Consider the following 22,242-nt stretch of genomic DNA (forward strand, 5'->3'; position numbering starts at 1 on the left):
GGGGCGGTACATCGGAGGACACGTCATGCAGGACATCATCAGCGCCATGCTGGCAGAGGATGCGGTGGCCGCGGATTTCGCCGCCTTGAGCGTGCCCGAGTCCTATCGGGGCGCGGTGATCCTCAAAGAGGAATCCGAGATGTTCGAGGGCATGGCCACCAAGGACAAGGACCCCCAGAAGTCGCTCCACATCCGTGAGGTGCCCACGCCCGAACCGGGCCCGGGCGAGGCGGTGATCGCGGTCATGGCCGGCGCGATCAACTACAACACCGTGTGGAGCGCCATCTTCGAGCCGATGCCGACCTTCGGCTTCCTGGAGCGGTACGCACGGACCGACGACCCCGGAGCGGCCCGCCACGACCAGCCCTACCACGTCCTCGGCTCCGATCTGGCCGGTGTGGTGCTGCGCACCGGGCCGGGGGTGCGCCACTGGAAGCCCGGCGACCGGGTGGTGGCCCACTGCCTGTCCATCGAACTGCGCTCACCGGACGGCCACGACGACAGCATGCTCGACCCCGAGCAGCGCATCTGGGGCTTCGAGACCAACTTCGGCGGGCTCGCCGAGCTCTCGCTGGTCAAGGCCAATCAGCTCATGCCGATGCCCGCCCACCTCACCTGGGAGGAGGCCGCGTCCTCGGGCCTGGTCAACTCCACGGCATACCGGCAGCTCGTCTCCCGCAACGGCGCCCAGATGAAGCAGGGCGATGTGGCCCTCATCTGGGGCGCGGCCGGTGGCCTCGGCTCGTACGCCACCCAACTGGCCGTCAACGGCGGGGCCATCCCGGTGTGCGTGGTCTCCGGGCAGCGCAAGGCCGAACTCGTCCGCTCCATGGGGGCCGAGCTGGTCATCGACCGGGCCGAGGAGGGCTATCGGTTCTGGAAGGACGCGTCCACGCCCGACCCCAAGGAGTGGAAGCGCTTCGGTGCCCGGATCCGCGAACTGACCGGCGGCGACGATCCGGACATCGTCCTGGAGCACCCCGGCCGGGAGACCTTCGGCGCCAGTGTGTACGTGGCGCGGCGCGGCGGAACGATCGTCACCTGCGCCTCGACGTCCGGCTACCGCCATGAGTACGACAACCGCTATCTGTGGATGGCGCTCAAGCGCATCATCGGCACCCACTTCGCCAACTACCGGGAGGCATGGGCGGCCAACCGGCTGATCGAGAAGGGGATGGTGCACCCCACGCTCTCCAAGGTCTATCCGCTCGCGGCGGTCGGCACGGCCACCCAGGACGTCCACCGCAACCGCCACTCCGGGAAGGTCGGCGTCCTGTGCCTGGCCCCGGAGGAGGGCCTGGGCGTGCGCGATCCGGAGCTGCGCGAGCGCCATCTGCCGTCCATCAACCGCTTCCGCCAGGACTGAACCGGTCCACGGCCGCGGTCAGGCCGCGGTCAGGCCGAGGTCAGGCCGCGGACGGCGCCACCGGCCGCCAGGGCGCGAACGGGCTCGCCCCGCGGGGCAGCACTTTGGCCAGCTCCGGGCAGTGCCGCAGGATCACCGAGGTCATACTGGACTTCTCCACCCAGTCCAGCCCCAGCGGGGTGTACACCTCGGGCCGGAAGTCCACGGTCAGAAGGCGATCGTCCTGAATCCGCCGGATGGCCATCAGCAGCAGGACATGGCACGCCGTCTCGCTGAAGCCGGACCCCTCGGGCGGATTCTCCGCGAACAGCCCCACCATGGCGTCGATCTCATTGACGGAGGCGTAGACCTCCTCGAGCCGCGCGACCGCGTCCTGATCGGGGGACAGTTGCTCGAAGGAGCGGATCCGCGGTCTGCCCAGCCGGGCCCGGAAGTCGTTGTACCGCGGTACGCCCCGCCGCCGGGCCCGCATCAGATCCACCACCGGCAGATCGAGGAGCTCGCCGTCCCGCTCGCAACGCCGCAGCGCGCGCGGGCAGTTGCGCAGAGTGATCGCGCCCGGATGGGCGATGCCGAAGGAGTAGAGGGCGTCGGCGAGCCCCGTCTTGCGCATCACCGCCTCGGCCGCCGGGCCCCGCACCTCGTCGAAGCCGAGCGACCGCGACCGCCGCCCGAGGCGGTGGTCGCACAGCTCGATGCCGTCGGGGACCAGCGGATGCGTCCGGTAGACCGTCATGAACTCCTCGGCGAGGGCGAACGACACTCCGGGATGGTCCGGCACGCCGCGGGGGCCGCCCGCCGACGCGCTCGCCTCGAACAGCCACAGGCCGAGCCGGGACAGCCAACGGGCGGGCGGGCCCTGCCAGTTGGTCCTCGAGCCGAGGTCGATCACCTCGGTGGCGAGGATCGCCGGAATCCACTCCACCGTATGGATCTTGGCGATGAGCGCGCGGACCACCAGCCGGGCCGTGCGGTGCGCCGCCTCCTCGGCCATCGCCGGATGGGTGCGGCGCAGCGCCTCGTACACCGCCTCGTGCTCGCGGGCGAAGAGCGTGTGCATCGCGCTGAGCCCCAGCCACCAGGCGCCGGGCGAGCCGATCGGCGGCACCCCGCCCGGGCCCGGCGGCAGATGGCCCTCCTCCAGGCGCTGCCCGGCACCGCCGTACGCCTGCGAGCCCTCCCAGCGGTGGGAGGCGGTGTCGACCCAGTCCGGGGACTGGAAGTGGGTCCAGGCGGCCGCCAGGACATTGAGCGAGGTGGCGGGCCGGAAGCGCTCCCGGTGCAGCAGCCGTTCGCTGACCGTGGCGGGGTGGGGCACATGGATCAGTTCGGGGCGGTGGACCGGTGACAGGCGGCGGCCGGCGGCGGCCCTCCGCGCCACGCCCGTATCGCCGGGCAGGCCGTCGTACGAGCGCGTCGGCGCCGGGGCGGGGGCCGGACCGGGGCGCGATGGCGACTCGGGCGAGGGCGCGTCGAGGAGGCCGAACCGATGCAGCGTCCGGCCCAGCGCGCCCGAGTTGAGCAGCCCCAGCGGGTCCGGCAGCCGATGCCCGGGCACACAGCGTTTGACCAGGCCGAAGGCCGCGCGCACCGGCAGATCGAAGGCGGCGCGGAGCGGAACGGGCAGCAGCGCGGTGGGGCCCGGCTCGGCGATCGGGCCCGGTTCCGCGGTCGGGCCCGGTTCGGCGGTGGGGAAGCGCAGGCCGAGTCGGTGCGCCGCGGCGACCTCGTACGCGGCCTTGCGCGCCCGGTTGAGATTGCCCAGCGGCCGGAACTCCTCGGTGGTGTGCCAGGGGTTGAACGTCAGCAGCTCGACCCGGCGGGCCGCGGCCCGGGCCCGGGCACCGTCCAGGTCCTGGCGCGGCACGGTGAGCACCGCGACCGGGACGACCGGGGCGTCGCTCTCCCGCCACTCCACCGAGCCGTCCTCGACCGGGGTGCGGCGGTCGTCCAGATAGCGCTGCACACACAGCTCGAAGGCGATGTCGCCGGTGGACAGCCGCATCGCCAGCTCACGGTCGAGATAGTCGGGATCGCCGCGGTCGGGCGGGGGAGCGGCGGTGCCGCCGGGCGCCGGACGTAGCTGATACCGCACCGGACCGGCCGGGCCCCACAGGATCGCGCCCCGGCTCCAGAAGGTCTCGCGGGCCAGCGAGCCCACCGTATGGCGGGTGGCGATCCGCACATTGCGGCGCATCCGGTCGGCGGTGGCCCAGCCCACCGCCAGCGGCAGCCGGACGAAGAGCCCGAACGCCTTCTCCACGGTGCTCCCCGCGCCCGCCGTGGCCTTGGCGAAGGCGACGAACTCATGTACATCGGCGGCATGGGACACCGGGAAGCTGGTGGCCAGCAGATCGTGGGTCTCCTCCGGACCGGCCTGGACCCGCACCGCCATCCGGCGCAGATCGGGCGTGGTGTCCTGCCGCTCGGTGCCGCTCGCGGTGGACAGCCGCACCACGGCCGGGTACTCGGCGCCCGGCCGGGCGTATCCCACGCACAGCTCCGGCGGAAGGTCGTCACGGAACCGCAGCCGGGCGTTCTCCACGCCCAGCGTCGCCTTGGCCCGGAAGGGGCGCAGGAGCTGCGGGGCGCCCGGGCCCACCGCGCCGCCGGGGCGGGCCCGCTGCATCCGCATCAGCTCGTGGGTCAGCTTCTCGAAGCGCCGCCGCTCGGCCTCGGGGCTGCCGCCCTCGTACGCCTCATAGCTCTCGTACGCCTCATAGCCCTCGTACGTCGCGCCTCGTGTCCCGCCCGTCGCCTCCTGCCGTGCCGCCTCCGCGCCGCGTGCCGCCTCGCCGACGCGGGGTGCCGCACCGCCGCGTACCTGCTCGCTTCGTACGGACTGCTGTCCGGTGTCGACCATGGGAAACGCTCCGTACGGGGCAGGCTGGGACGAGAAGGGACAAAAGAGACGGTAAGGGAGTGTCCGCGAGGCCGCAGCCCGGAGCGGTGCGCCGGTGGTAACCGGCTCCCTCGGGGGCGCCCCGGGTGATTCGCGGCCCCCCTGCGGCACACTGGTGGCATGCCGGAGCTGCCCGAGGTGGAGGCCCTCGCCGCGATCCTGGCCGAGCGCGCCGCCGGCCGGGAGATCGCCCGTGTCCTCCCCGTCGCGGTGAGCGTCCTGAAGACCTACGATCCGCCGCTGAGCGCGCTCGAAGGCCGCACCATCACGGCGGCGGCCCGCCACGGCAAGTTCCTCGACCTGGCCACCGACGGCCCCCATCTGGTCGTCCACCTGGCCAAGGCGGGCTGGCTGCGCTGGCGGGACGGACTCCCCGAGGCCCCGCCCCGCCCCGGCAAGGGCCCGCTCGCGCTGCGGCTGCTCCTGGCCGGTCCGGAGCGCTCCGGGTTCGACCTCACCGAGGCCGGGACGCGCAAGGGGCTCGCGGTGTACGTGGTCCGCGACCCGCGGGAGGTCCCCGGGATCGCCCGGCTGGGCCCGGACCCGCTCGACGACTCCTTCACCCTGGAGGCGTTCGCCGGGCTGCTGCGCGGCGTACGCCACCGGATCAAGGGGGTGCTGCGCGACCAGAGCGTCATCGCCGGGATCGGCAACGCCTACTCCGACGAGATCCTGCACGCCGCCCGGATGTCCCCCTACCGGCTCGCCTCCGACCTCACCGAAGCGGAGATCGCCGGGGTGTACGAGGCGATGGGCGCCACGCTGCGCTCCGCCGTCGAGCGCTCCCGCGGCCTGGCCGCCACCGACCTCAAGGGGGAGAAGCGCGGCGGCATGCGGGTGCACGGCCGCACCGGGCAGCCGTGCCCGGTGTGCGGGGACACCGTCCGTGAGGTGTCCTTCCGCGACTCCTCGCTCCAGTACTGCCCCACCTGCCAGACCGGCGGCAAGCCGCTCGCCGACCGGCGGCTGTCCCGGCTGCTCAAGTAAGCGGGACGGCTCACGCAGCGAAGCCCTTCACATGGTGCGGCCGCTCACATGGCGCGGCTGCTCACGTGGCGCGGCCGCTCACGTGGCGCGGCCGCTCACCTGGCGCGGCTGCTCACGTGGCGCGGCCGCTCACCTGGCGCGGCTGCTCACGTGGCGCGGCCGCTCACGTGGCGGGTTGCCGGAGCTGTCCCAAATGCCGCCCACCGCAGGGTAGTTGAACCAGCGCTCTTGACCCGGGAGGCTCCGGTCCGCCATATGGTGCTGTCGCAACCCCACGACACGACACCCCACGACACGACACCCCACGCCACGACACCCCACGCCACGTCACGGAGCACCATGACCACAGCCCTGATCATCGGTGGCGGCATCGCCGGCACGGTGACCGCGATGGCCCTGCGGAAAGCCGGGATCGACGCGGTCGTCCACGAGACGTACCCCCCGGACGCCACCGACGCGGGTGCGTTCCTCGTCGTCGCCGCCAACGGCCTGGAGGCATTGCGCACCATCGACGCCCATGAACCGGTGCTGGAGAACTCCTTCCCGGTCGGCCGCGTCGAGTTCATCAGCAACACCGGCAAGCGGCTCGGCAACCGGCCCATGTCCGGATCGCAGGACGGTGGCCTCGGCTCCGTCACCCTCAAACGCGCCACCCTGGCCCGGGTGCTGCGCGAGGAGGCGGTGCGCCGCGGAGTGCGCATCGAGCACGGCAAGCGGCTGCTCGCCGCCCACACCAGCCCCGACGGCCGGATCGTCTGCTCCTTCGCCGACGGCGGCCGCGCCGTGGGCGATGTGCTGATCGGCGCGGACGGCATCCACTCGCTCGTCCGCAGGTCCATCGACGCTGCCGCGCCCCGGCCCCGCTACACCGGTCAGCACACCGTCTGCGGCTACACCCGCGACGCCGAGACGCCGCCGGACCCGGACGCCTACACGATGATCTTCGGCAGGCAGGCGTTCTTCGGCTGCACCACCGCCCCGGACGGCGAGGTGTGGTGGTTCTGCAACGCCCCGGCCGAGGAGATCTCCAAGGGTGAGTCGGCCGCCATCGCCGCCGAGGAGTGGCGGGAGCGGCTGCTGAGGCTCTTCGCCGAGGACAACACCCCCGCCGCCGACCTGGTCCGCGCCACCGGCGACTCCATCGTGGCCACCGCCGCCTACGACATCGTCTCCACCCCCACCTGGTCCGAGGAGGCCATGGTCATCGTCGGTGACGCCGCGCACGCCTGCGCGCCCAACGCCGCCCAGGGCGCGTCGATGGCCATCGAGGACGGTGTCGTGCTCGCCAAATGCCTGCGCGATCTGCGCTCGCCCCAGTCGGCCTTCGCCGCGTACGAGGCGCTGCGCCGGGAGCGGGTCGAGAAGGTGGCCACGGCCGGCGCGGGCATGGCCCGCCGCACGGCGCCGGGACCGGTGGCGCGGGCCCTGCGCGATGCCACCATGCCGCGCAAGCTGGACCGGGCCGGCAACGGCGCCCCCGACTGGCTGACCGGCTATCGCATCGACTGGGACGAGCCGGTCGACGCGCAGACGGCCCGCCGGCGCCGCTGACCCGCCGCGCACCCGCCCCCGGACCGCACCCGGAACCCTCCGGAACGCGGTCCCGGGGGCGGGGCCGCGCGGGCCCGACGTTTGGCCCGGACTCTCACGGGCACTTGGTGCTCCCTGGCCCCGTATGCCCGGGAGATTCGTGTGAGCCCAGTACGCATAGTGATCGTCGGTGCCGGTTTCGCCGGTTACCAGGCCGCCCGTGAGCTCTCCCGCACCCTGCGCGGCGCGGCGGACATCGTCCTGATCAACCCCAACGACTACTTCCTGTATCTGCCGCTGCTGCCCGAAGTGGCGGCCGGGATCCTGGAGCCCCGGCGGGTCTCGGTCTCCCTCACCGGCACCCTGCCGCATGTCCGGCTGGTGCTGGGCGAGGTCCACGGCGTCGACCTGGACGCCCGCCGGGTCTCCTGGCGGGACCCGGACGGACGGACCGGCGAGATGGCGTACGACCGCCTCATCCTCTCCATGGGCAGCGTCAACAAGCTGCTGCCGATCCCCGGTGTGGCCGAGCACGCCCATGGTTTCCGCGGTATGCCGGAGGCGCTCTACCTGCGCGACCACATCACCCGGCAGATTGAGATGTCCGGCGTCGGCGAGGACCCGCGGGAGCGGACCGCCCGCCGCACCTTCGTGGTGGTCGGCGCCGGCTACACCGGCACCGAGGTGGCCGCCCACGGAGTGCTCTTCACCGACTCGCTGGCGCGCGAGAACACCACACTGCGCGACGCGCCACGGCCCCGCTGGCTGCTGGTCGACATCGCCCCCCGGGTGCTGCCGGAGCTGGACAGGAAACTGTCCCGCACGGCCGACCGGGTGCTGCGCGAACGGGGTGTGGAGATCCGCACCCGCACCACGGTCGAGGAGGCCACCTCGGAGGGCGTGCGGCTGGACGACGGCGAGTTCATCGCCACCCGATCGCTGATCTGGTGTGTCGGGGTGCGCCCCGACCCGCTGGTGGAGCAGCTCGGGCTGCCGGCCGAACGCGGCCGGCTGAGGGTCGACCAGTATCTGGCCGTGCCCGGCCATCCGGAGGTGCTGGCCTGCGGGGACGCCGCCGCCGTACCCGATCTGACCCGGCCGGGCCAGTTCACCCCGATGACCGCACAGCACGCCCACCGGCAGGGAAAGGTGGCGGCCCACAACGTCCTGGCCTCGCTCGGGCGCGGCGCCCCCAAGCCGTACAAACACCATGACCTCGGGTTCACCGTCGGCCTCGGCGGGGCGCAGGCCGCCGCGAACCCGCTGCACATACCGCTGTCCGGGCCGCTCGCGAGCGCGGTCAGCCGCGGCTATCACCTGACGGCGATGCCGGGGAACCGGGTCCGGGTCGCCACCGACTGGCTGCTCGACGCGGTGCTGCCACGTCAGGCGGTGCAGCTCGGGCTGGTCCCGCCCTGGGCGGTGCCGCTGGACACCGAATCGCCCGAGGTCGCGCAGACGGTACGGGCGGGTCGCGGCTGACCGTCGGCGAAACCTGGAAGGAGAACAATGCGACACGAACAACTCAGCGAACTCGGCCAGCAGCTCCGGGTGGACTCGGTGCGCGCCGCCGATGCCGCCGGGTCCGGCCATCCCACGTCGTCGATGTCGGCGGCGGACCTGATGGCCGTCCTGATGGGAAACCATCTGCGCTATGACTTCGAGCAGCCCGAGCGTCCGGGCAATGACCACCTGATCTTCTCCAAGGGCCATGCCTCCCCGCTGCTCTACTCGGTCTACAAGGCGGCCGGGGCCCTCCGCGACGAGGAGTTCGTCACCTTCCGCAAGCGCGGCAGCAGGCTGGAGGGCCACCCCACGCCACGGCTCCCGTGGGTGGACGTGGCCACCGGATCGCTCGGACAGGGCCTGCCCTACGGCGTGGGCATGGCGCTGAGCGGCAAGCGGCTCGACCATATGCCCTACCGCGTCTGGGTGCTGTGCGGCGACAGCGAGATGGCCGAGGGCTCGATGTGGGAGGCGTTCGAGCACGCGGGCTACGAGCGGCTGGACAACCTCATCGCCATCATCGATGTGAACCGGCTCGGCCAGCGCGGCCCCACCCGCCACGAATGGGACCTGGACGCCTACGCGCGGCGCATCCGCGCCTTCGACTGGCACACCATCGAGATCGACGGCCATGACATCGAGGCCATCGACCGCGCCTACGCCGAGGCGCTGTCCACCGTCGGCCGCCCCACCGCCATCATCGCCCGCACCATGAAGGGCCGCGGTGTCGCCTCGGTGGAGAACCGCGAGGGCATGCACGGCAAGCCGCTGAAGAACCCGGAGGAGGCCATCGCCGAGCTCGGCGGCGTACGCAACCTGGCCGTGCCGGTGCTCGGCCCGCCCTCGGTCTCTCCCGCCCGGCCCTTCGCCGAGGGCCCGCTGGCCCTGCCGCGCTACACCACCGGCGACTCGGTGCCCACCCGTGACGCGTTCGGCGAGGCGGTGGCCGCCGTCGGCACCGCCCGAGGGAGTGTGGTGGCACTCGACGGCGAGGTGGGCGACTCCACCCGCCTGGAGTACTTCCACAAGGAACACCCCGAGCGGTACTTCGAGTTCTTCATCGCCGAGCAGCAACTGGTGGCCGCCGCCGTCGGCATGCAGGCCCGCGGCTGGACCCCGTACGTCTCCACCTTCGCGGCCTTCTTCACCCGCGCCTACGACTTCATCCGGATGGCCGCCATCAGCGACGCGGACCTCAATCTCATCGGCTCCCACGCCGGGGTGGCCATCGGTGAGGACGGCCCCTCGCAGATGGGGGTGGAGGACCTGGCGGCCATGCGGGCGGTGCACGGCAGCACGGTGCTCTACCCGTGCGACGCCAACCAGACCGCCCAACTGACCGCGGCCATGGCCGCGGAGTCCGGCGTCCGCTATCTGCGCACCACCCGCGGCGGCACGCCGGTCATCTACCCGCCCACCGAGAGCTTCCCCATCGGCGGCTCCAAGGTCGTCCGCGCCACCGACGACGACCAGGTCACCCTCATCGGCGCGGGGGTCACCCTGCACGAGGCCATCGAGGCCGCCGACCGGCTCGCCCAGGAGGGCATCCCCGCCCGCGTCATCGACCTGTACTCGGTCAAGCCGGTGGACGCCGAAACGCTGCGCACCGCCGCCGAGGTGACGGGCCGGCTGATCACCGTGGAGGACCACCACCCCGAGGGCGGACTGGGCGACGCGGTGCTCGGGGCGTTCGGCGACGGCCGTCCGGTGCCCCGGACGGTGCGGCTCGCGCTGCGCACGATGCCGGGCTCCTCGACCCCCGACGAGCAGTTGAGCGACGCGGGAATCGACGCGGACGCGATCGTCGCGGCCGCGCGGGAGCTGGTCGGCCGGGCCGGCTGAGGAGGCCGCCGGCCGAGAACCCCGGAACGGCAGAGGACACGGCGCGACCGGAAGGAGCGGACACATGGGCATCAAGCAGGGCATGCGCGTGGTGGTGGTCGGGGCCACCGGCAACGCCGGTACGAGCGTCGTCCGCGCGCTCGGCGAGGCCCCGGACATCGAGTCGATCGTGGGCGTCGCCCGCCGGGTGCCCAACTGGTCGCCGCCGAAGACCACCTGGGTACGGGCGGACATCGGGCGGGACGCCGGTGAGGAGGCCGATCTCGTACGGCACTTCGAGGGCGCCGACGCGGTCGTCCACCTCGCCTGGCTGATCCAGCCCAGCCATCGGCCCGCCGTCACCTGGGACACCAATGTCCTCGGCAGCGTCCGGGTCTTCGAGGCGGTGGCGCGGGCCGAGGTGCCGGTGCTGGTGTACGCCTCCTCGGTGGGCGCCTACTCACCCGGCCCCGAGGACGGCCGCCCGGTGGACGAGTCCTGGCCCACCCACGGCTGGCCGGAGGCCGCGTACTGCCGCGAGAAGGCGTATGTGGAGCGGGTGCTCGACGCCTTCGAACGGGAGCATCCGCAGATCCGGGTGGTGCGGATGCGGCCGGGCTTCCTCTTCAAGGAGGAGGCGGCGGCCGAGCAGCGCCGGCTGTTCATGGGGCCGTTCGTGCCCCGGCGGCTGATCCGCGCCGGCTTCCTGCCCGCGGTCTTCGACCTGCCCGGGCTGCGCCTCCAGGTCCTGCACACCGACGACGCCGCCGAGGCGTACCGCCTGGCGCTCGGCCGGCAGGTGCGCGGCGCCTTCAACCTCGCGGCCGAACCGCCGGTCGACGGCGAGACGCTGGCCGGTCTCCTCGACGCACGGGCGGTACGGATCCCGCGCCTCGCCGCCCGCTCGGCCATGGCCACGGCCTGGCATCTGCGTCTGCTGCCTCCCTCGCCCCAGTTGTTCGACGCGGCCCTGCGGCTCCCGCTGATGGACACCACCCGGGCCCAGGAGGAACTGGGCTGGCGGCCCCGGCACACCGCCGTCGAGACGCTCCGGGAGTTCCTCACCGGGCTGCGGCGCGGCACCGGTATGGATCAGACCGCCCCGCTGGCCGCCAAGCTGCCCGGCGGACGGCCGCGCGAGGCCGCGACGACCGGCGCGGGGGAGCACCCGTGACCCCGGTCCCGTGACCCCGGCCCCCCTGACCCCCGTCCCGTGACCCCGAAAGGGCCCCCGGCCGTGTGAGACGCGGCACATGAGACGGGCTCAGCGGCAGCACCGCCGCGGGGCCCGTCCCGCTGTGACCCATAGCCCCTCGTAACCCGTGACGCGACTCCCGTACGCTTCTGCCCAGTTGGTCGGGTTGTCGACGAGGGTGGGGACACATGGGCAGGGTGGGGAATCCGGCGCGCGGTCATGCCCGGCGCACGGGAACGGTGGCGGTCGCCGCGGCGGCCGCCGCACTGTGTCTGACGGCATCGGCGCAGGCCCGGCCCGCCGCCGCGGACGATCCGTCCTATTCCGCCACCACCTCGGTAGGGGTGCACAACGCATACGAAAAGGCCAAGTATCCGTACTTCGCCGACGCGCTCGACTCCGGCGCCTCGCTCCTTGAACTCGACGTATGGACCAACGCGTTCGGCGCCGGGTGGCGGGTCTCACACGGCAATCCGCTCGGCAACGACAACAACTGCGAGAACGCCGCGGGCCCGGACGAACTGCGCACCAAGCCCCGCAACCAGAGCCTGACCGGCTGCCTCGCCGACATGCGGGCCTGGCACCAGGCCCATCCGGGCCACCGCCCCATCTTCATCAAGGTGGAGATGAAGGACGGCTTCTACGGCAAGAGCGGCCGCGGCCCGGCCGACCTCGACGCCCTCCTCGGCGCCACCCTGGGCGACGCGCTGCTGCGCCCGGCGGATGTGGTGGGCGGCCACGCCAACCTCGACGAGGCGGTGCGGGCGGACGGCTGGCCGTCCCGCTCCGCGCTCGCGGGGAAGTTCGTCGTCGAGCTGATCCCCGGCACGGTCGAGGAGAACAACCCCCTCGACACGCTGTGGACCGACCGTGAGTACGCCACCCATCTGCGGGATCTGTCCGCCGCCGGGAAGCTCGGTCAGGCCGCCGCCTTCCCCGCCGTCCACGGCGCCGCCTCCGGCGATCCGCGCACCCGCTACACCGACGCCACCCTCCGGCCATGGTTCGTGGTCTTCGACGGGGACGCGTCCACCTATGTCACCAGCGGTGTGGACACCGCCTGGTACGACGACCGCCACTACCTGCTGATCATGACGGACGCGCACAACGTGGCGCCCGCGATCGACGGCACCAGCCCCACCGAGGACCAGGCGCGCACCCGGGTGTCCGAACTCGCCGCCCGGCACGCCAGCTTCGCGACCGCCGACTGGTATCCACTGCCGTCCGTGCTGTCCACCGTCGTGGCCCGTGGCTGAGCACGCGACCGCCTCCCGGGCCGTGTCCGCAGTGTGGACACGGCCGGGTTCAGTCGGGGTCCTCGAGCCGGAATCCGACCTTCAGCCCCACCTGGTAGTGCGCGATCCGGCCGTCCTCGATATGCCCGCGAACTTGACCGACCTCGAACCAATCGAGGTTGCGCAGCGTCTTGGAGGCGCGGCCGATGGCGGTGCGGATCGCGTCGTCGACGCTCTCGGTGGACGAGCCGACGATCTCGGTCACCCGGTAGGTGTGGGCCATGCCAGTCTCCCCGGTCCATGGGGTGGTCCGTTCGTTTCTCCCACCGTGCCTCACCGCGCCGGGCTCCGCGAGCCGGACGGGGTCCTACGGCACCACCGTGACCGGCCAGCGGCCCGCCTTCACCAGCCGTACGGCCACCGAGCCGATGAAGCGGTGCCCGGCCTGCTCCGACGCGCCCACCACCACGGCGTCGGCCTTCAGCTCATCGGCCGCCTGGGCCAGGCCGTTGTACGGATCGCCCCGGAAGGTGTGGAACTCCCAGCGGACCTCGAAGACCCCGCGCAGCCGCTCGGTGGCCTCCCGCATCTCCGTCATCAGCTCCTCGGCCACCTCGCCCGTGGTGTCGGCCACCGCGGCACCCAGCGCCGCCCCGGCGGCCAGCACCGGCTGGATATAGACCACGATGAGCAGCGCCTTCTGGCGTCTGGCCAGTCCGGCGGCGTAGGCCGTGGCACGCCAGGACGATTCGGAACCGTCCAGTCCGGCCACGATGACCTTGGGTCCGTCGGTTCCCCGTTCAAAAGACGGAGGGAGTTTGTCCACCACATCTGCGAGGCTAGCGCCAGGGACGGTCCGGTGATCACCCGGCCCGTCCCGCGGCGCGTGAGCACCGCGACCGCGTCATGACCGCCACCGTACGACAGGAGAGACAATGGGTGGCACCCACGGGGGCGAACTCCTCGCAATCAGCGACCTGCATGTGGCCTATTCGGAGAACCGGGCGATCGTGGAGCGGCTGCGGCCCGGCTCCGACGACGACTGGCTGATCGTCGCGGGGGACGTCGGCGAGGTCTTCTCCGAGATCGAGGAGGTCCTCGGCCTGCTGAGCGAGCGTTTCGCCAAAGTCATCTGGTCACCGGGAAACCACGAGCTGTGGACCCATCCCAAGGACCCCTTGGAAGTCCGGGGGGTGGCGCGCTACGAGGCGCTGGTGGAGATGTGCCGGGCCAAGGGCATCGTCACTCCCGAGGACCCCTACCCCCTCTGGGAAGGCATCGGCGGACCGCTGGTCATCGCCCCGCTGTTCCTGCTCTACGACTACACCTTCCGGCTCGACGGCATGGCCACCAAGGAGGCCGCGCTGGCCCACGCCCATGAGGTGGGCGTGGTCTGCACCGACGAGCACTTCCTGCACCCCGACCCCTACCCCACCCGCGACGCGTGGTGCCGGGCCCGGGTGGCCGAGACCGAGGCCCGGCTGGCGGCCGTCGACCCCGGGCTGCGGACCGTGCTCATCAACCACTGGCCGATGACCCGGCTGCCCACCAGGGTGCTGCGCTACCCCGACTTCGCGCTGTGGTGCGGCACCGAGCTGACCGCCGACTGGCATGTGCGGTTCCGGGCCGAGACCGTCGTCTACGGCCATCTGCACATCCCCCGGACCACGGTGGAGGACGGGGTGAAGTTCCAGGAGGTCTCGGTCGGCTACCCCCGGGAGTGGAAGGCCCACGGCCGGCTGCCGGAGGACCCGCTGCGCCGGATCCTCCCGGTGCCGGTGCCGTAGGGGCACGCGGCGGGCGTCTTGACGGGCCCGGAGGGCGGCGTCGTACGGTCTCGGCTGTGAACCCTGTCGAGGCGTTCCTTCCCGAGACCTACACCGCCGGTGTCCCCTACGCGCTCTTCGCCGAACTGCGCACCACCCGCCCGGTCTGCCGGATCGAGGAGCCCGCGGTCGGGGCCTGGCCGGCCGGCCCCGGCTTCTGGGCGGTGTTCCGGCACGCCGACGTCAAACACGTCCTGCGCACCCCCGAGGTCTTCTCCTCCCACCTCGGGGCCACCCAGATCCGCGACCCCGACACCCCCGCCGATCTGGAGTTCGTGCGGGCGATGATGCTCAACCAGGACCCGCCCGACCACTCCCGCACCCGCCGCATCGTCGCCGCGGCCTTCACCCCGCGCGCCGTACGGGAGCTGGAGGAGACCATCGAGGAGCGCGCGGCGGCGCTCGTGGACTCCGTGGCCGGGCGCGGCGAGGCCGACTTCGTCGAACTCGCCGCCGATCTGCCGGTCTGGACCCTCGCCCAGGTGATGGGCGTCCCCGAGGGCGACCGGCGGCTGCTGTTCGACTGGGCCGGCCGGGTCATCGGCTATCAGGACGCCGACTACGCCGGATCGTCCACCGCGGCCCTCGAGGAGCTGAGCCCCATGGGCCGCGCCGCCCTCGCCCGCAGACCGGCCCCGGCGGCGCGACGCCCCGACGGCCGGCCGATGAACCCGCGCTCCCGCGAGGCCCTGGCCGATATGTTCGCCTACGCTCACGCGCTCGCCGAGCGGCCCCGTCCGGGCAGTGTGATGGCGCGGATGCGGGAGGGCGGGCTGAGCCGGGACGAGTTCGAGAACATGTTCTTCCTCTTCGCCGTGGCGGGCAACGAGACGCTGCGCAACGGCATCCCCGGCGGACTGCTCACCCTGCTCGACCACCCCGGGAGCCTGCGGCTGCTGCGCGACCGGCCCGAGCTGACCGGCCCCGCGGTGGAGGAGATGCTGCGCTTCTGGCCGCCCGTCATCGACTTCCGGCGCACCGCCACCCGCGATGTGGAACTGGGCGGACAGCTCATCCGGCGCGGTGAGAAGGTCGTCGTCTTCCACGCCTCGGCCAACCGGGACGAGACGGTCTTCACCGACCCCGACCGGTTCGACATCACCCGCACCCCCAACGACCATCTGAGCTTCGGCTTTGGACCGCATGTCTGCCTGGGCGCGCATCTGGCCCGCGTCCAGATGCGGGCCATGCTGCGTGCCGCCCTGGACCGGCTGCCGGGGCTGCGCCGGGCGGGTGAGCCGGTGCGGCTCACCTCCAACTTCCAGAACGGGCTCAAGACCCTCCCCGTGCGCTGGGGAACAGATCGGTAAAGGCCGTGGTCGAATCGCCGACCGACCGGCCGAAGGGCGCGTCGAAGTCCCACACCAGGAAGAGCAGGAAGACGATGAGCGCGGTGAACATCACCGCGAGCATCAGCTCCCGGGGCGAGCGGCGGATCTGGAGGGTGAAGACCAGCCCGATCACCAGCGCCGCGCCCAGCACCAGGCCGAACCAGACCAGATGGGGCATCGTGGGCCCCGCGCTCTGCTGCCGGGCGTTCCGCGCGTCGTCCACGGCGGCCACCTGATCCACCATCGGCTGATACGCCTGCGACTGGAGATCGCTGTGCGGTGTCGCGAGGGTGACATCGCGGCGCAGAGTGGTCAGCAGCTCGCCACCGCGGTCGGTGAGCTCGCCCTTGTCGATCATCACCTTCCACTCCTTGTGCACCACATGGTGCACATACGCGTCCACGTCGTCGCGGATGCGGTCGCGCACCGGGCCGGGGTAGACGGCCGACCGCTCGGCCACCTCATGCAGGGCCTGCGCCTCCGTACGGACCCCGTCCTGCGCGGCGGAACGCGCCTCCCAGACACCGGCGATCGCCAGGCCCAGCACGATCGCGTAGACCACGCCGATCATCATGATCATGTAGTCGAGGACATCGGGGGTCTCGTCCGGATCGTCCTCCTCCCCGAGGCGGCGGGCGTTGAGGACCGCCCCGGTGACCACGACCGCGCAGGTCCCGGCCATCACCAGGGCCATGATCAGCCATTCGGGCATGCATAACCTCCCAAGCGGTTCGACAGTGAGCCGTCAGCCGCGCCGCCCGCCGCGCCCGGCAGAGCGCGAACGGGGACGGAGAGCGGCGGCCGCGAGGACGGCGGGCGCGGTGATCAGCAGGGTGAAGGTGACCAGGGAGGTGCCGCTGTCGGGCTTTTGGCGCGTGGGCTTCTGATACGCGTGCACCTCGACGGCACGGGTCCTGGTCGGTGTGGGAACCGGCGTGGGGGGTGCGGCCGGAGGCTTGGTGCGCAGGGGCGGGGACGGCAGCGGAAGCGCGGGCTCGGTTGTGGGCCCCGGTGTGGGAAGCCGCGGAGAGGGGGTGGGGGAGGGGGCCCGCGGCGTCCGGGTGGGTGTCGGCGTGGGAGTGGGGCTCGGGGTGGGAGTGGATGTGGGTGTGGGCGTAGGGGCCGGTGTGGCGGACGGGCTGGGGGTGGGCGTCGGGGTCGGTGTCGGGGTGGGCGTGGGAGTCGGCGTAGGCGTGGGTGTAGGCGTCGGGGTCGGCGTGGGTGTGGGGGTCGGTGTGGGCTTCGGCTTGTGGCACCAGCCGTAGTGGGCGAAGAAGCCGACCGGGCCCGCCGAGGCGGCGACGCAGACGCACAGACCCGGACCGATCCGGATCTTCACCCAGACGTGCGGTCCGTGGTCCTGGCCACCGGTCCCGGGCCGGGCACCGGCCGTCGGCCGTGGGGAGGCGGTCGCGGCCGCCGGGCCGTCATCGCCCTGGTCGGCCAGGGCTGTCGCCCCCGCCGAGGCGAGAACAAGGGCAGTGGTGAGGACCCCCGCACGCCATACGCGCTGCCATCGCTTCACGAGGAGATGTTCCGCCGAACAGGCGCGCGCCAGCCGTGTGAGCACCGGGATTCCCCCGAATAGGGGAATAGCCCCGGACATTGGCGCTTCGAGGTTTACCGGAGAACATTCACCTCATAGCGTTCGGCTCGCCCCGCGGCGGCCCCGCCCCTGGTCACGGCTCGCCGAAACGTCCATGCCGACCCGCGCCGGCCGCGAACCGCGCCGCGCCGTCCAGCCCCTCGGTCAGTGTGGCCTGACCGTGGCGCAGCTCCCGCGCCATCGCCTCGTCCTGTGGCAGTCCCTCCTGGTCCAGCAGCGAGGCCCGGTCCGAGCGCAGACACATCTGCGGAAAGCCGGCGATCCGGGCCGCCAGCCGCTCCGCCTCCGGGCGCGCCCGCCCCGGCGGTACGAGACGGTTGGCGAGCCCGATGGCGTACGCCTCGTCGGCCGGCACCGGCCGCCCCGTCAGTACCAGGTCCATCGCCCGGCTCGCGCCGATCAGCCGTGGCAGCCGTACCGTTCCGCCGTCGATCAGCGGGACGCCCCAGCGGCGGCAGAACACCCCGAACACCGCGTCCTCCTCGGCGACGCGCAGATCGCACCAGAGCGCCAACTCCAGCCCGCCCGCCACCGCGTGGCCGCTGACCGCCGCGATCACTGGCTTGGACAGCCGGAGCCGGGTGGGTCCCATCGGGCCGTCGCCGTCCTCGGCCACCCGATTGCCGCGCGCTGTGCCGACCGCCTTCAGATCGGCGCCGGCGCAGAAGGTGCCGCCCTCGCCCCACAGCACCGCGACCCGCGCCTGAGGGTCGGCGTCGAAGGCGCGGAAGGCATCGGCCAGGGCCGTGGCGGTCGCACCGTCGACGGCGTTGCGCACCTCGGGGCGGGCGAGCACGACCGTGGTGACCGGGCCCTCCCGCTCCGTGCGAACCGTAAGGGGCGCACCGGCCGCGTCCACGGCTTTCCCCGCGTCCTCCGTGGGGGTCACCGCGCGTCCTTCGGGCGGGCGCGCTCCAGGATCGGGCCGGTGTCCGTACCGGGCGGCAGGGTGCCGAAGGCATGCCCCCAGTCCCCGTCCAGCCGCGAGGCGCAGAACGCGTCGGCGACCGCGGGGTGGCTGTACCGCACCAGCAGGCTGCCCTGAAGCACCAGTGTCATCTGCTCGGCCACCCGCCGCGCCAGCAGTTGCGCCCGCTCGGGGTCGGCGAGCCGCGGCAGCAGCCCGCGCAGCCGGTCCACGGCCGCGTCCAGCCGCGCGTCGGCCCCGGCCGCGGCGTCGACCTCGGCCAGGAACGCCTCCAGCGCACCCGACTCCCGGCTCAGCGCGCGCAGCACATCGAGCGCCGCGACATTCCCCGAGCCCTCCCAGATCGACAGCAGGGGCGCCTCGCGGTACAGGCGCGGCATGCCGGACTCCTCCACATAGCCGTTGCCGCCCAGGCACTCCAGGGCCTCGGCGGCGTGCGCGGAGCCGCGCTTGCACACCCAGTACTTGCTCACCGCGAGCCCCAGCCTGCGCAGTGCCGCCTCGCCCTCGTCCCCGGCCTCCGCGCGGTCCAGGGCGGTGGCGAGCCGCATCGCGAGCGTCGTGGCCGCCTCCGACTCCACCGCCAGATCGGCGAGCACATTGCGCATCAGCGGCTGGTCGATCAGGTCGGCGCCGAATGCCCGGCGGTGCTCGGTGTGGTGCAGCGCCTGCCGCAGCCCGGCCCGCATGCCCGCCGCCGAGCCGATGACACAGTCCAGCCGGGTGACATTGACCATCTCCACGATGGTCCGCACCCCGCGGCCCGGTTCGCCGACCCGCCAGGCCATGGCGGACTCGTACTCGATCTCGGCCGACGCGTTCGACCGGTTGCCCAGCTTGTTCTTGAGCCGCATCAGCCGCAGCGGGTTGCGGCTGCCGTCCGGCAGCACCCGGGGCACCAGGAAGCAGGTGAGCCCCTCCTCCGTCTGGGCCAGCGTCAGGAAGACATCGCTCATCGGCGCGGAGGTGAACCACTTGTGGCCGGTGAGGACATAGCCACCGGCACCGTCCGGTACGGCCCGGGTGGTGTTGGCGCGGACGTCCGAGCCGCCCTGCTTCTCCGTCATCGACATGCCCGCGATCAGGCCCCGCTTGGTGAGCGGCGGGCGCAGTCCGAAGTCGTAGCCGCGGGCGGCCAGCAGCGGTTCGTAGACGGCGGCGAGCGCCGGCTCGGCGCGCAGCGCCGGGACCGCGGCGTACGTCATGGAGATCGGGCAGCCATGGCCGGGCTCGGCCTGCGCGAAGGCGTAGAACTTGGCCGCGCGCACCAGATGGGCGCCGGGGCGGCTCTCGCTCCACGCCGCCGCGTGCTGGCCGCTCGCCACGGCGACGTCCATGAGCTGGTGGTAGGCGGGGTGGTACTCGACCTCGTCGATGCGATGGCCGTAACGGTCGTGGGTGTGCAGCACCGGAGGGTGCTCCTCGGCCATCCGCGCCCAGTCCTGGACCTCGGCGGAACCGGCCCGCGCGCCCAGCTCCCGCACCTCCGGCTCGCCCCAGCCGCCGCCGTCCCGCCGCAGGGCCTCCAGCAGGGCGGGGTCGTCCGCCGTGCTGAAGCCGACGAGCGGCGGTGCCTGGTTGAGGACCTCATGCGTAGCGCTCATGGCGGACATCTCCTCGTTCGCGGCGGTCTCCCGGGCCGGGCGGCCGGTGGGGCAGGCGGGCGCGTCTTACACTTCCATTATGCGCGATTCAAAACTGTAATGGATAGGGTTTCGCGTGACCATGGACGACACCGGAACGCTCACCCTGCGGCCGCTGACCGCGCGCTCGATCGTGCTCAGCACCCTGCTCGGCCATCACCCGCCCCGGCTCCCCGCCCGCGCGCTGGTGCGTGTCGGCGCGCTCTTCGGCACCGCCGAGGGCACCATCCGGGTCGCGCTGACCCGGATGGTCGCGGCCGGTGACCTGGAGCAGAGCGACGGCGTCTACCGGCTCACCGACCGGCTGCTGGCCCGCCAGGCGCGGCAGGACGACAGCCGCGCCCCCCGCACCCGGCGCTGGGACGGCGGCTGGGAGATCGCGGTCGTCACCTCCGACCGCCGCGAGGCGGCCGAGCGCGCCGCCCTCCGCCAGGCCATGGCCGCCCTGCGCCTGGCCGAACTGCGCGAGGGCACCTGGATGCGCCCCGCCAATCTCGTCCACCCGCGCCCGGATGTCGCCGCCGAGCAGTGCGGCTGGTTCACCGGCGCACCGGAGGGCGATCCGGCCGAGCTGGCCGCGCGCCTGTGGGACCTGGACGGCTGGGCCCGCCAGGCCAGGCTGCTCGGGGCGGCGCTGGACGAGGCGGAGGAACCGGCCGAGCGGTTCACCGTCGCGGCCGCGGCCCTCCGGCACCTCCTGGCCGACCCCGTCCTTCCCGCGCGGCTGCTGCCGGATGACTGGCCCGGTGCCGAGCTACGGCGTCGCTACGACGGGTTCGAACGGGACTTCCGGGCGTGGCTGCCGCGGTACGCGGGTGGCGGCGGCTGAGCCGTGGCGGCGCCTCCGCCGGGGTGGCACGTGGCGGCACGGGGCGGGGCGGGGACACACCGCCGCACCCTCGGCTACGCCGACTCGCGGATCACCAGCTCGGTGGGCAGCACCAGCGCCGGTTCGATCATCTCCCCGGCCGTCAGCCGCAGCAGTTGCCGGGCCAGCCGGCGGCCGATCCCGCCGATCGGCTGGCGCACGGTGGTCAGCGGGGGTTCGGTGTAGCGCGCGGGCTCGATGTCGTCGAAGCCGACCACCGCCATATCGTCCGGCACCCGTCGCCCGGCCTGGCGCAGCGCCCGCAGCACCCCGATCGCCATCAGGAGGCCACGAACACCGCGTCCAGCCGGGGCTCCCGGTCCAGCAGCTCCCGTATCGCGACCGCCCCGGACTCCTGGGTGAAGTCCCCGACCGCGACGTACGCCTCCAGCCGCGCCCCGGCCAGCGCCAGCCGGTAGCCCGAGAGCCGGTCGATCCCGGCGACCATGTCCTGGGGGCCCGCGACCGTGGCGATGCGGGTGCGTCCGGAGCGGATCAGGTGCTTCACGGCCAGCGCCGCGCCCGCCGCGTTGTCCACCCCGACATACGGCGGCGAGGCCGGGCTCGGCACCCGCTCGTTGCAGACCACGGGAATGCCCATCCGGGCCAGCGCGGCCGGCAGCGGATCGGAGCCGTGCATCGAGGCGACCATGACCCCGTCGACATGGCGGGCCAGGGCGAAGCGCTCGATGCGGTCACGGCTGGCGGGGGAGCGGGCCATCATCAGCACCAGTTGCTTGTCCGCGGACTCCAGCTCCTGGCTCACCCCGCGCACCACCCCCGGGAAGAACCGGTCGTCGGAGAAGACCCGGCCCGGCTCCTCGGGGAGCACCAGCGCGAAGGAGTCGGTGCGCTGGGTGACCAGGCTGCGGGCCGCCTGGTTGGGGATGTAGCCCAGCTCCTGGATCGCGTCCAGCACCGCCTCCCGGCTCTCCTCGGCGACCTTGGTGGAGCCGTTGACGACACGGGAGACGGTGGCGCGCGAGACCCCCGCGCGCCGCGCCACGCTCTCCAGGGTGGGCCGGGGACGGTGCATCCGCGCAATACCTCGCTGTGTGCTCACTGATGGTCGCTACAGCATGGATCAAGACCGGTCAGGGCGCGAGAACGCGGGCCCGGCAGATCGACGGAGAACCCCAGGCGGAGCGCAGGGCGCGGGCCTTGCGGATCCACAGCGAGAGGTCGTACTCATCGGTGTAGCCGAGCGCGCCGTGCACCTGGAGGGCGGTGCGCGCCGCCGTGTACGCGGCCTCCCCGGCGGCCACCTTCGCTGCGGCGACCTCCGCCCGCACCTCGCCCGCGGGTCCCGACGCGCTCGCCAGCGCCACCGCGGCCCCATACAGCAGCGGCCGGGCGAACTCCAGGCCGATGAGCGCGTCCGCCAGCCGGTGCTTCACCGCCTGGAACGAGCCGATCGGGCGGCCGAACTGGGTGCGCTGCCCGGCGTACGCCGCGGTGCGCTCCACCAGCGCCAGCCCGGTGCCCAGGGACAGCGCGG

Annotated in this window: 18 protein-coding genes and 1 pseudogene; 10 read left to right on the forward strand and 9 right to left on the reverse strand. The window is 73.0% G+C overall.

The window, feature by feature from the left end; translation table 11 throughout:
- Positions 1 to 25 precede the first annotated feature (25 nt).
- Positions 26 to 1,366 (forward strand): crotonyl-CoA carboxylase/reductase, encoded by a 1,341-nt coding sequence (gene ccrA, locus KN815_RS14370; RefSeq protein ID WP_216342331.1) that lies wholly within the window; start codon positions 26 to 28, stop codon positions 1,364 to 1,366.
- A 40-nt stretch (positions 1,367 to 1,406) separates the two neighbouring features.
- Here ccrA and KN815_RS14375 read toward each other — a convergent pair whose 3' ends face one another.
- Complete coding sequence (locus tag KN815_RS14375) at positions 1,407 to 4,229, reverse strand: peroxidase family protein (RefSeq protein WP_216342333.1); 2,823 nt, start codon at positions 4,227 to 4,229, stop codon at positions 1,407 to 1,409.
- 159 nt (positions 4,230 to 4,388) lie between these two features.
- Here KN815_RS14375 and KN815_RS14380 point away from each other — a divergent pair, with 159 nt between their 5' ends.
- From KN815_RS14380 to KN815_RS14405, 6 genes are all read left to right on the forward strand, one after another.
- Entirely contained in the window at positions 4,389 to 5,255 is an 867-nt protein-coding gene (locus KN815_RS14380; protein WP_216342335.1) for an Fpg/Nei family DNA glycosylase, read from the forward strand.
- 339 nt (positions 5,256 to 5,594) lie between these two features.
- Complete coding sequence (locus KN815_RS14385) at positions 5,595 to 6,806, forward strand: FAD-dependent oxidoreductase (RefSeq protein ID WP_216342337.1); 1,212 nt, start codon at positions 5,595 to 5,597, stop codon at positions 6,804 to 6,806.
- 141 nt (positions 6,807 to 6,947) lie between these two features.
- A complete protein-coding gene (locus KN815_RS14390; protein WP_216342339.1) occupies positions 6,948 to 8,267 on the forward strand; it encodes an NAD(P)/FAD-dependent oxidoreductase in 1,320 nt (439 codons plus the stop codon).
- 27 nt (positions 8,268 to 8,294) lie between these two features.
- Positions 8,295 to 10,133: a transketolase gene (locus KN815_RS14395; RefSeq protein WP_216342341.1), complete on the forward strand. Its 1,839-nt coding sequence runs from the start codon at positions 8,295 to 8,297 to the stop codon at positions 10,131 to 10,133.
- Positions 10,134 to 10,197: 64 nt separating this feature from the next.
- The gene (locus tag KN815_RS14400; protein WP_216342342.1) at positions 10,198 to 11,286 is read left to right on the forward strand and encodes an NAD-dependent epimerase/dehydratase family protein; all 1,089 of its coding nucleotides are present in this window, start codon (positions 10,198 to 10,200) and stop codon (positions 11,284 to 11,286) included.
- A gap of 209 nt (positions 11,287 to 11,495) precedes the next feature.
- Positions 11,496 to 12,563: a phosphatidylinositol-specific phospholipase C domain-containing protein gene (locus tag KN815_RS14405; RefSeq protein WP_216342343.1), complete on the forward strand. Its 1,068-nt coding sequence runs from the start codon at positions 11,496 to 11,498 to the stop codon at positions 12,561 to 12,563.
- Between the two features lie 49 nt (positions 12,564 to 12,612).
- Here the strand turns inward: KN815_RS14405 and KN815_RS14410 are convergent, their stop codons facing one another.
- Both KN815_RS14410 and KN815_RS14415 read right to left on the reverse strand, forming a co-directional pair.
- Positions 12,613 to 12,825, reverse strand: coding sequence for a dodecin (locus tag KN815_RS14410; RefSeq protein WP_093467158.1), 213 nt, complete (start codon positions 12,823 to 12,825; stop codon positions 12,613 to 12,615).
- 84 nt (positions 12,826 to 12,909) lie between these two features.
- Positions 12,910 to 13,371: a universal stress protein gene (locus KN815_RS14415; protein ID WP_216342344.1), complete on the reverse strand. Its 462-nt coding sequence runs from the start codon at positions 13,369 to 13,371 to the stop codon at positions 12,910 to 12,912.
- Positions 13,372 to 13,477: 106 nt separating this feature from the next.
- Between KN815_RS14415 and KN815_RS14420 the strand changes: the two genes are divergently transcribed.
- Both KN815_RS14420 and KN815_RS14425 read left to right on the forward strand, forming a co-directional pair.
- Entirely contained in the window at positions 13,478 to 14,329 is an 852-nt protein-coding gene (locus tag KN815_RS14420) for a metallophosphoesterase family protein (protein WP_059148448.1), read from the forward strand.
- Positions 14,330 to 14,385: 56 nt separating this feature from the next.
- Positions 14,386 to 15,678: a cytochrome P450 gene (locus KN815_RS14425; protein ID WP_216342345.1), complete on the forward strand. Its 1,293-nt coding sequence runs from the start codon at positions 14,386 to 14,388 to the stop codon at positions 15,676 to 15,678.
- Here KN815_RS14425 and KN815_RS14430 read toward each other — a convergent pair.
- The 4 genes from KN815_RS14430 to KN815_RS14445 all read right to left on the reverse strand — a co-directional run bounded on the left by KN815_RS14430 (position 15,641) and on the right by KN815_RS14445 (position 19,837).
- Entirely contained in the window at positions 15,641 to 16,411 is a 771-nt protein-coding gene (locus KN815_RS14430) for a bestrophin-like domain (RefSeq protein WP_216342346.1), read from the reverse strand. The genes KN815_RS14425 and KN815_RS14430 overlap by 38 nt on opposite strands.
- 33 nt (positions 16,412 to 16,444) lie before the next feature.
- Positions 16,445 to 17,224: a hypothetical protein gene (locus KN815_RS50310; protein ID WP_253208973.1), complete on the reverse strand. Its 780-nt coding sequence runs from the start codon at positions 17,222 to 17,224 to the stop codon at positions 16,445 to 16,447.
- 154 nt (positions 17,225 to 17,378) lie between these two features.
- Positions 17,379 to 18,194 (reverse strand): crotonase/enoyl-CoA hydratase family protein, encoded by an 816-nt coding sequence (locus KN815_RS14440; protein WP_253208972.1) that lies wholly within the window; start codon positions 18,192 to 18,194, stop codon positions 17,379 to 17,381.
- Positions 18,191 to 19,837, reverse strand: a complete 1,647-nt coding sequence (locus KN815_RS14445; RefSeq protein WP_216342347.1) for an acyl-CoA dehydrogenase family protein — start codon at positions 19,835 to 19,837, stop codon at positions 18,191 to 18,193. Before KN815_RS14445 ends, KN815_RS14440 begins: the two co-directional genes overlap by 4 nt.
- Before the next feature lie 121 nt (positions 19,838 to 19,958).
- On the opposite strand from KN815_RS14445, the gene KN815_RS14450 reads away from it, so the two are divergent.
- Complete coding sequence (locus tag KN815_RS14450; RefSeq protein WP_216342351.1) at positions 19,959 to 20,705, forward strand: PaaX family transcriptional regulator C-terminal domain-containing protein; 747 nt, start codon at positions 19,959 to 19,961, stop codon at positions 20,703 to 20,705.
- A gap of 74 nt (positions 20,706 to 20,779) precedes the next feature.
- On the opposite strand, the pseudogene KN815_RS14455 reads toward KN815_RS14450, so the two are convergent.
- Together KN815_RS14455 and KN815_RS14460 are read right to left on the reverse strand one after the other, a co-directional pair.
- A pseudogene (locus KN815_RS14455) lies at positions 20,780 to 21,780 on the reverse strand (LacI family DNA-binding transcriptional regulator).
- Positions 21,781 to 21,838: 58 nt separating this feature from the next.
- A partial coding sequence (locus tag KN815_RS14460) for an acyl-CoA dehydrogenase family protein (protein ID WP_301184578.1) occupies positions 21,839 to 22,242 on the reverse strand: 404 nt, incomplete at its 5' end.

Origin of the sequence: Streptomyces niphimycinicus, assembly GCF_018883605.1 — a bacterium.
GTDB lineage: Bacteria > Actinomycetota > Actinomycetes > Streptomycetales > Streptomycetaceae > Streptomyces > Streptomyces niphimycinicus.

Bases quoted from the DNA above. Each gene is read 5' to 3' on its own strand.
- ccrA (WP_216342331.1), top strand. From the start codon at position 26: ATGCAGGACATCATCAGCGCCATGCTGGCAGAGGATGCGGTGGCCGCG.
- KN815_RS14375 (WP_216342333.1), bottom strand. From the start codon at position 4,229: ATGGTCGACACCGGACAGCAGTCCGTACGAAGCGAGCAGGTACGCGGC.
- KN815_RS14380 (WP_216342335.1), top strand. From the start codon at position 4,389: ATGCCGGAGCTGCCCGAGGTGGAGGCCCTCGCCGCGATCCTGGCCGAG.
- KN815_RS14385 (WP_216342337.1), top strand. From the start codon at position 5,595: ATGACCACAGCCCTGATCATCGGTGGCGGCATCGCCGGCACGGTGACC.
- KN815_RS14395 (WP_216342341.1), top strand. From the start codon at position 8,295: ATGCGACACGAACAACTCAGCGAACTCGGCCAGCAGCTCCGGGTGGAC.
- KN815_RS14400 (WP_216342342.1), top strand. From the start codon at position 10,198: ATGGGCATCAAGCAGGGCATGCGCGTGGTGGTGGTCGGGGCCACCGGC.
- KN815_RS14405 (WP_216342343.1), top strand. From the start codon at position 11,496: ATGGGCAGGGTGGGGAATCCGGCGCGCGGTCATGCCCGGCGCACGGGA.
- KN815_RS14410 (WP_093467158.1), bottom strand. From the start codon at position 12,825: ATGGCCCACACCTACCGGGTGACCGAGATCGTCGGCTCGTCCACCGAG.
- KN815_RS14420 (WP_059148448.1), top strand. From the start codon at position 13,478: ATGGGTGGCACCCACGGGGGCGAACTCCTCGCAATCAGCGACCTGCAT.
- KN815_RS14430 (WP_216342346.1), bottom strand. From the start codon at position 16,411: ATGCCCGAATGGCTGATCATGGCCCTGGTGATGGCCGGGACCTGCGCG.
- KN815_RS14445 (WP_216342347.1), bottom strand. From the start codon at position 19,837: ATGAGCGCTACGCATGAGGTCCTCAACCAGGCACCGCCGCTCGTCGGC.
- KN815_RS14450 (WP_216342351.1), top strand. From the start codon at position 19,959: ATGGACGACACCGGAACGCTCACCCTGCGGCCGCTGACCGCGCGCTCG.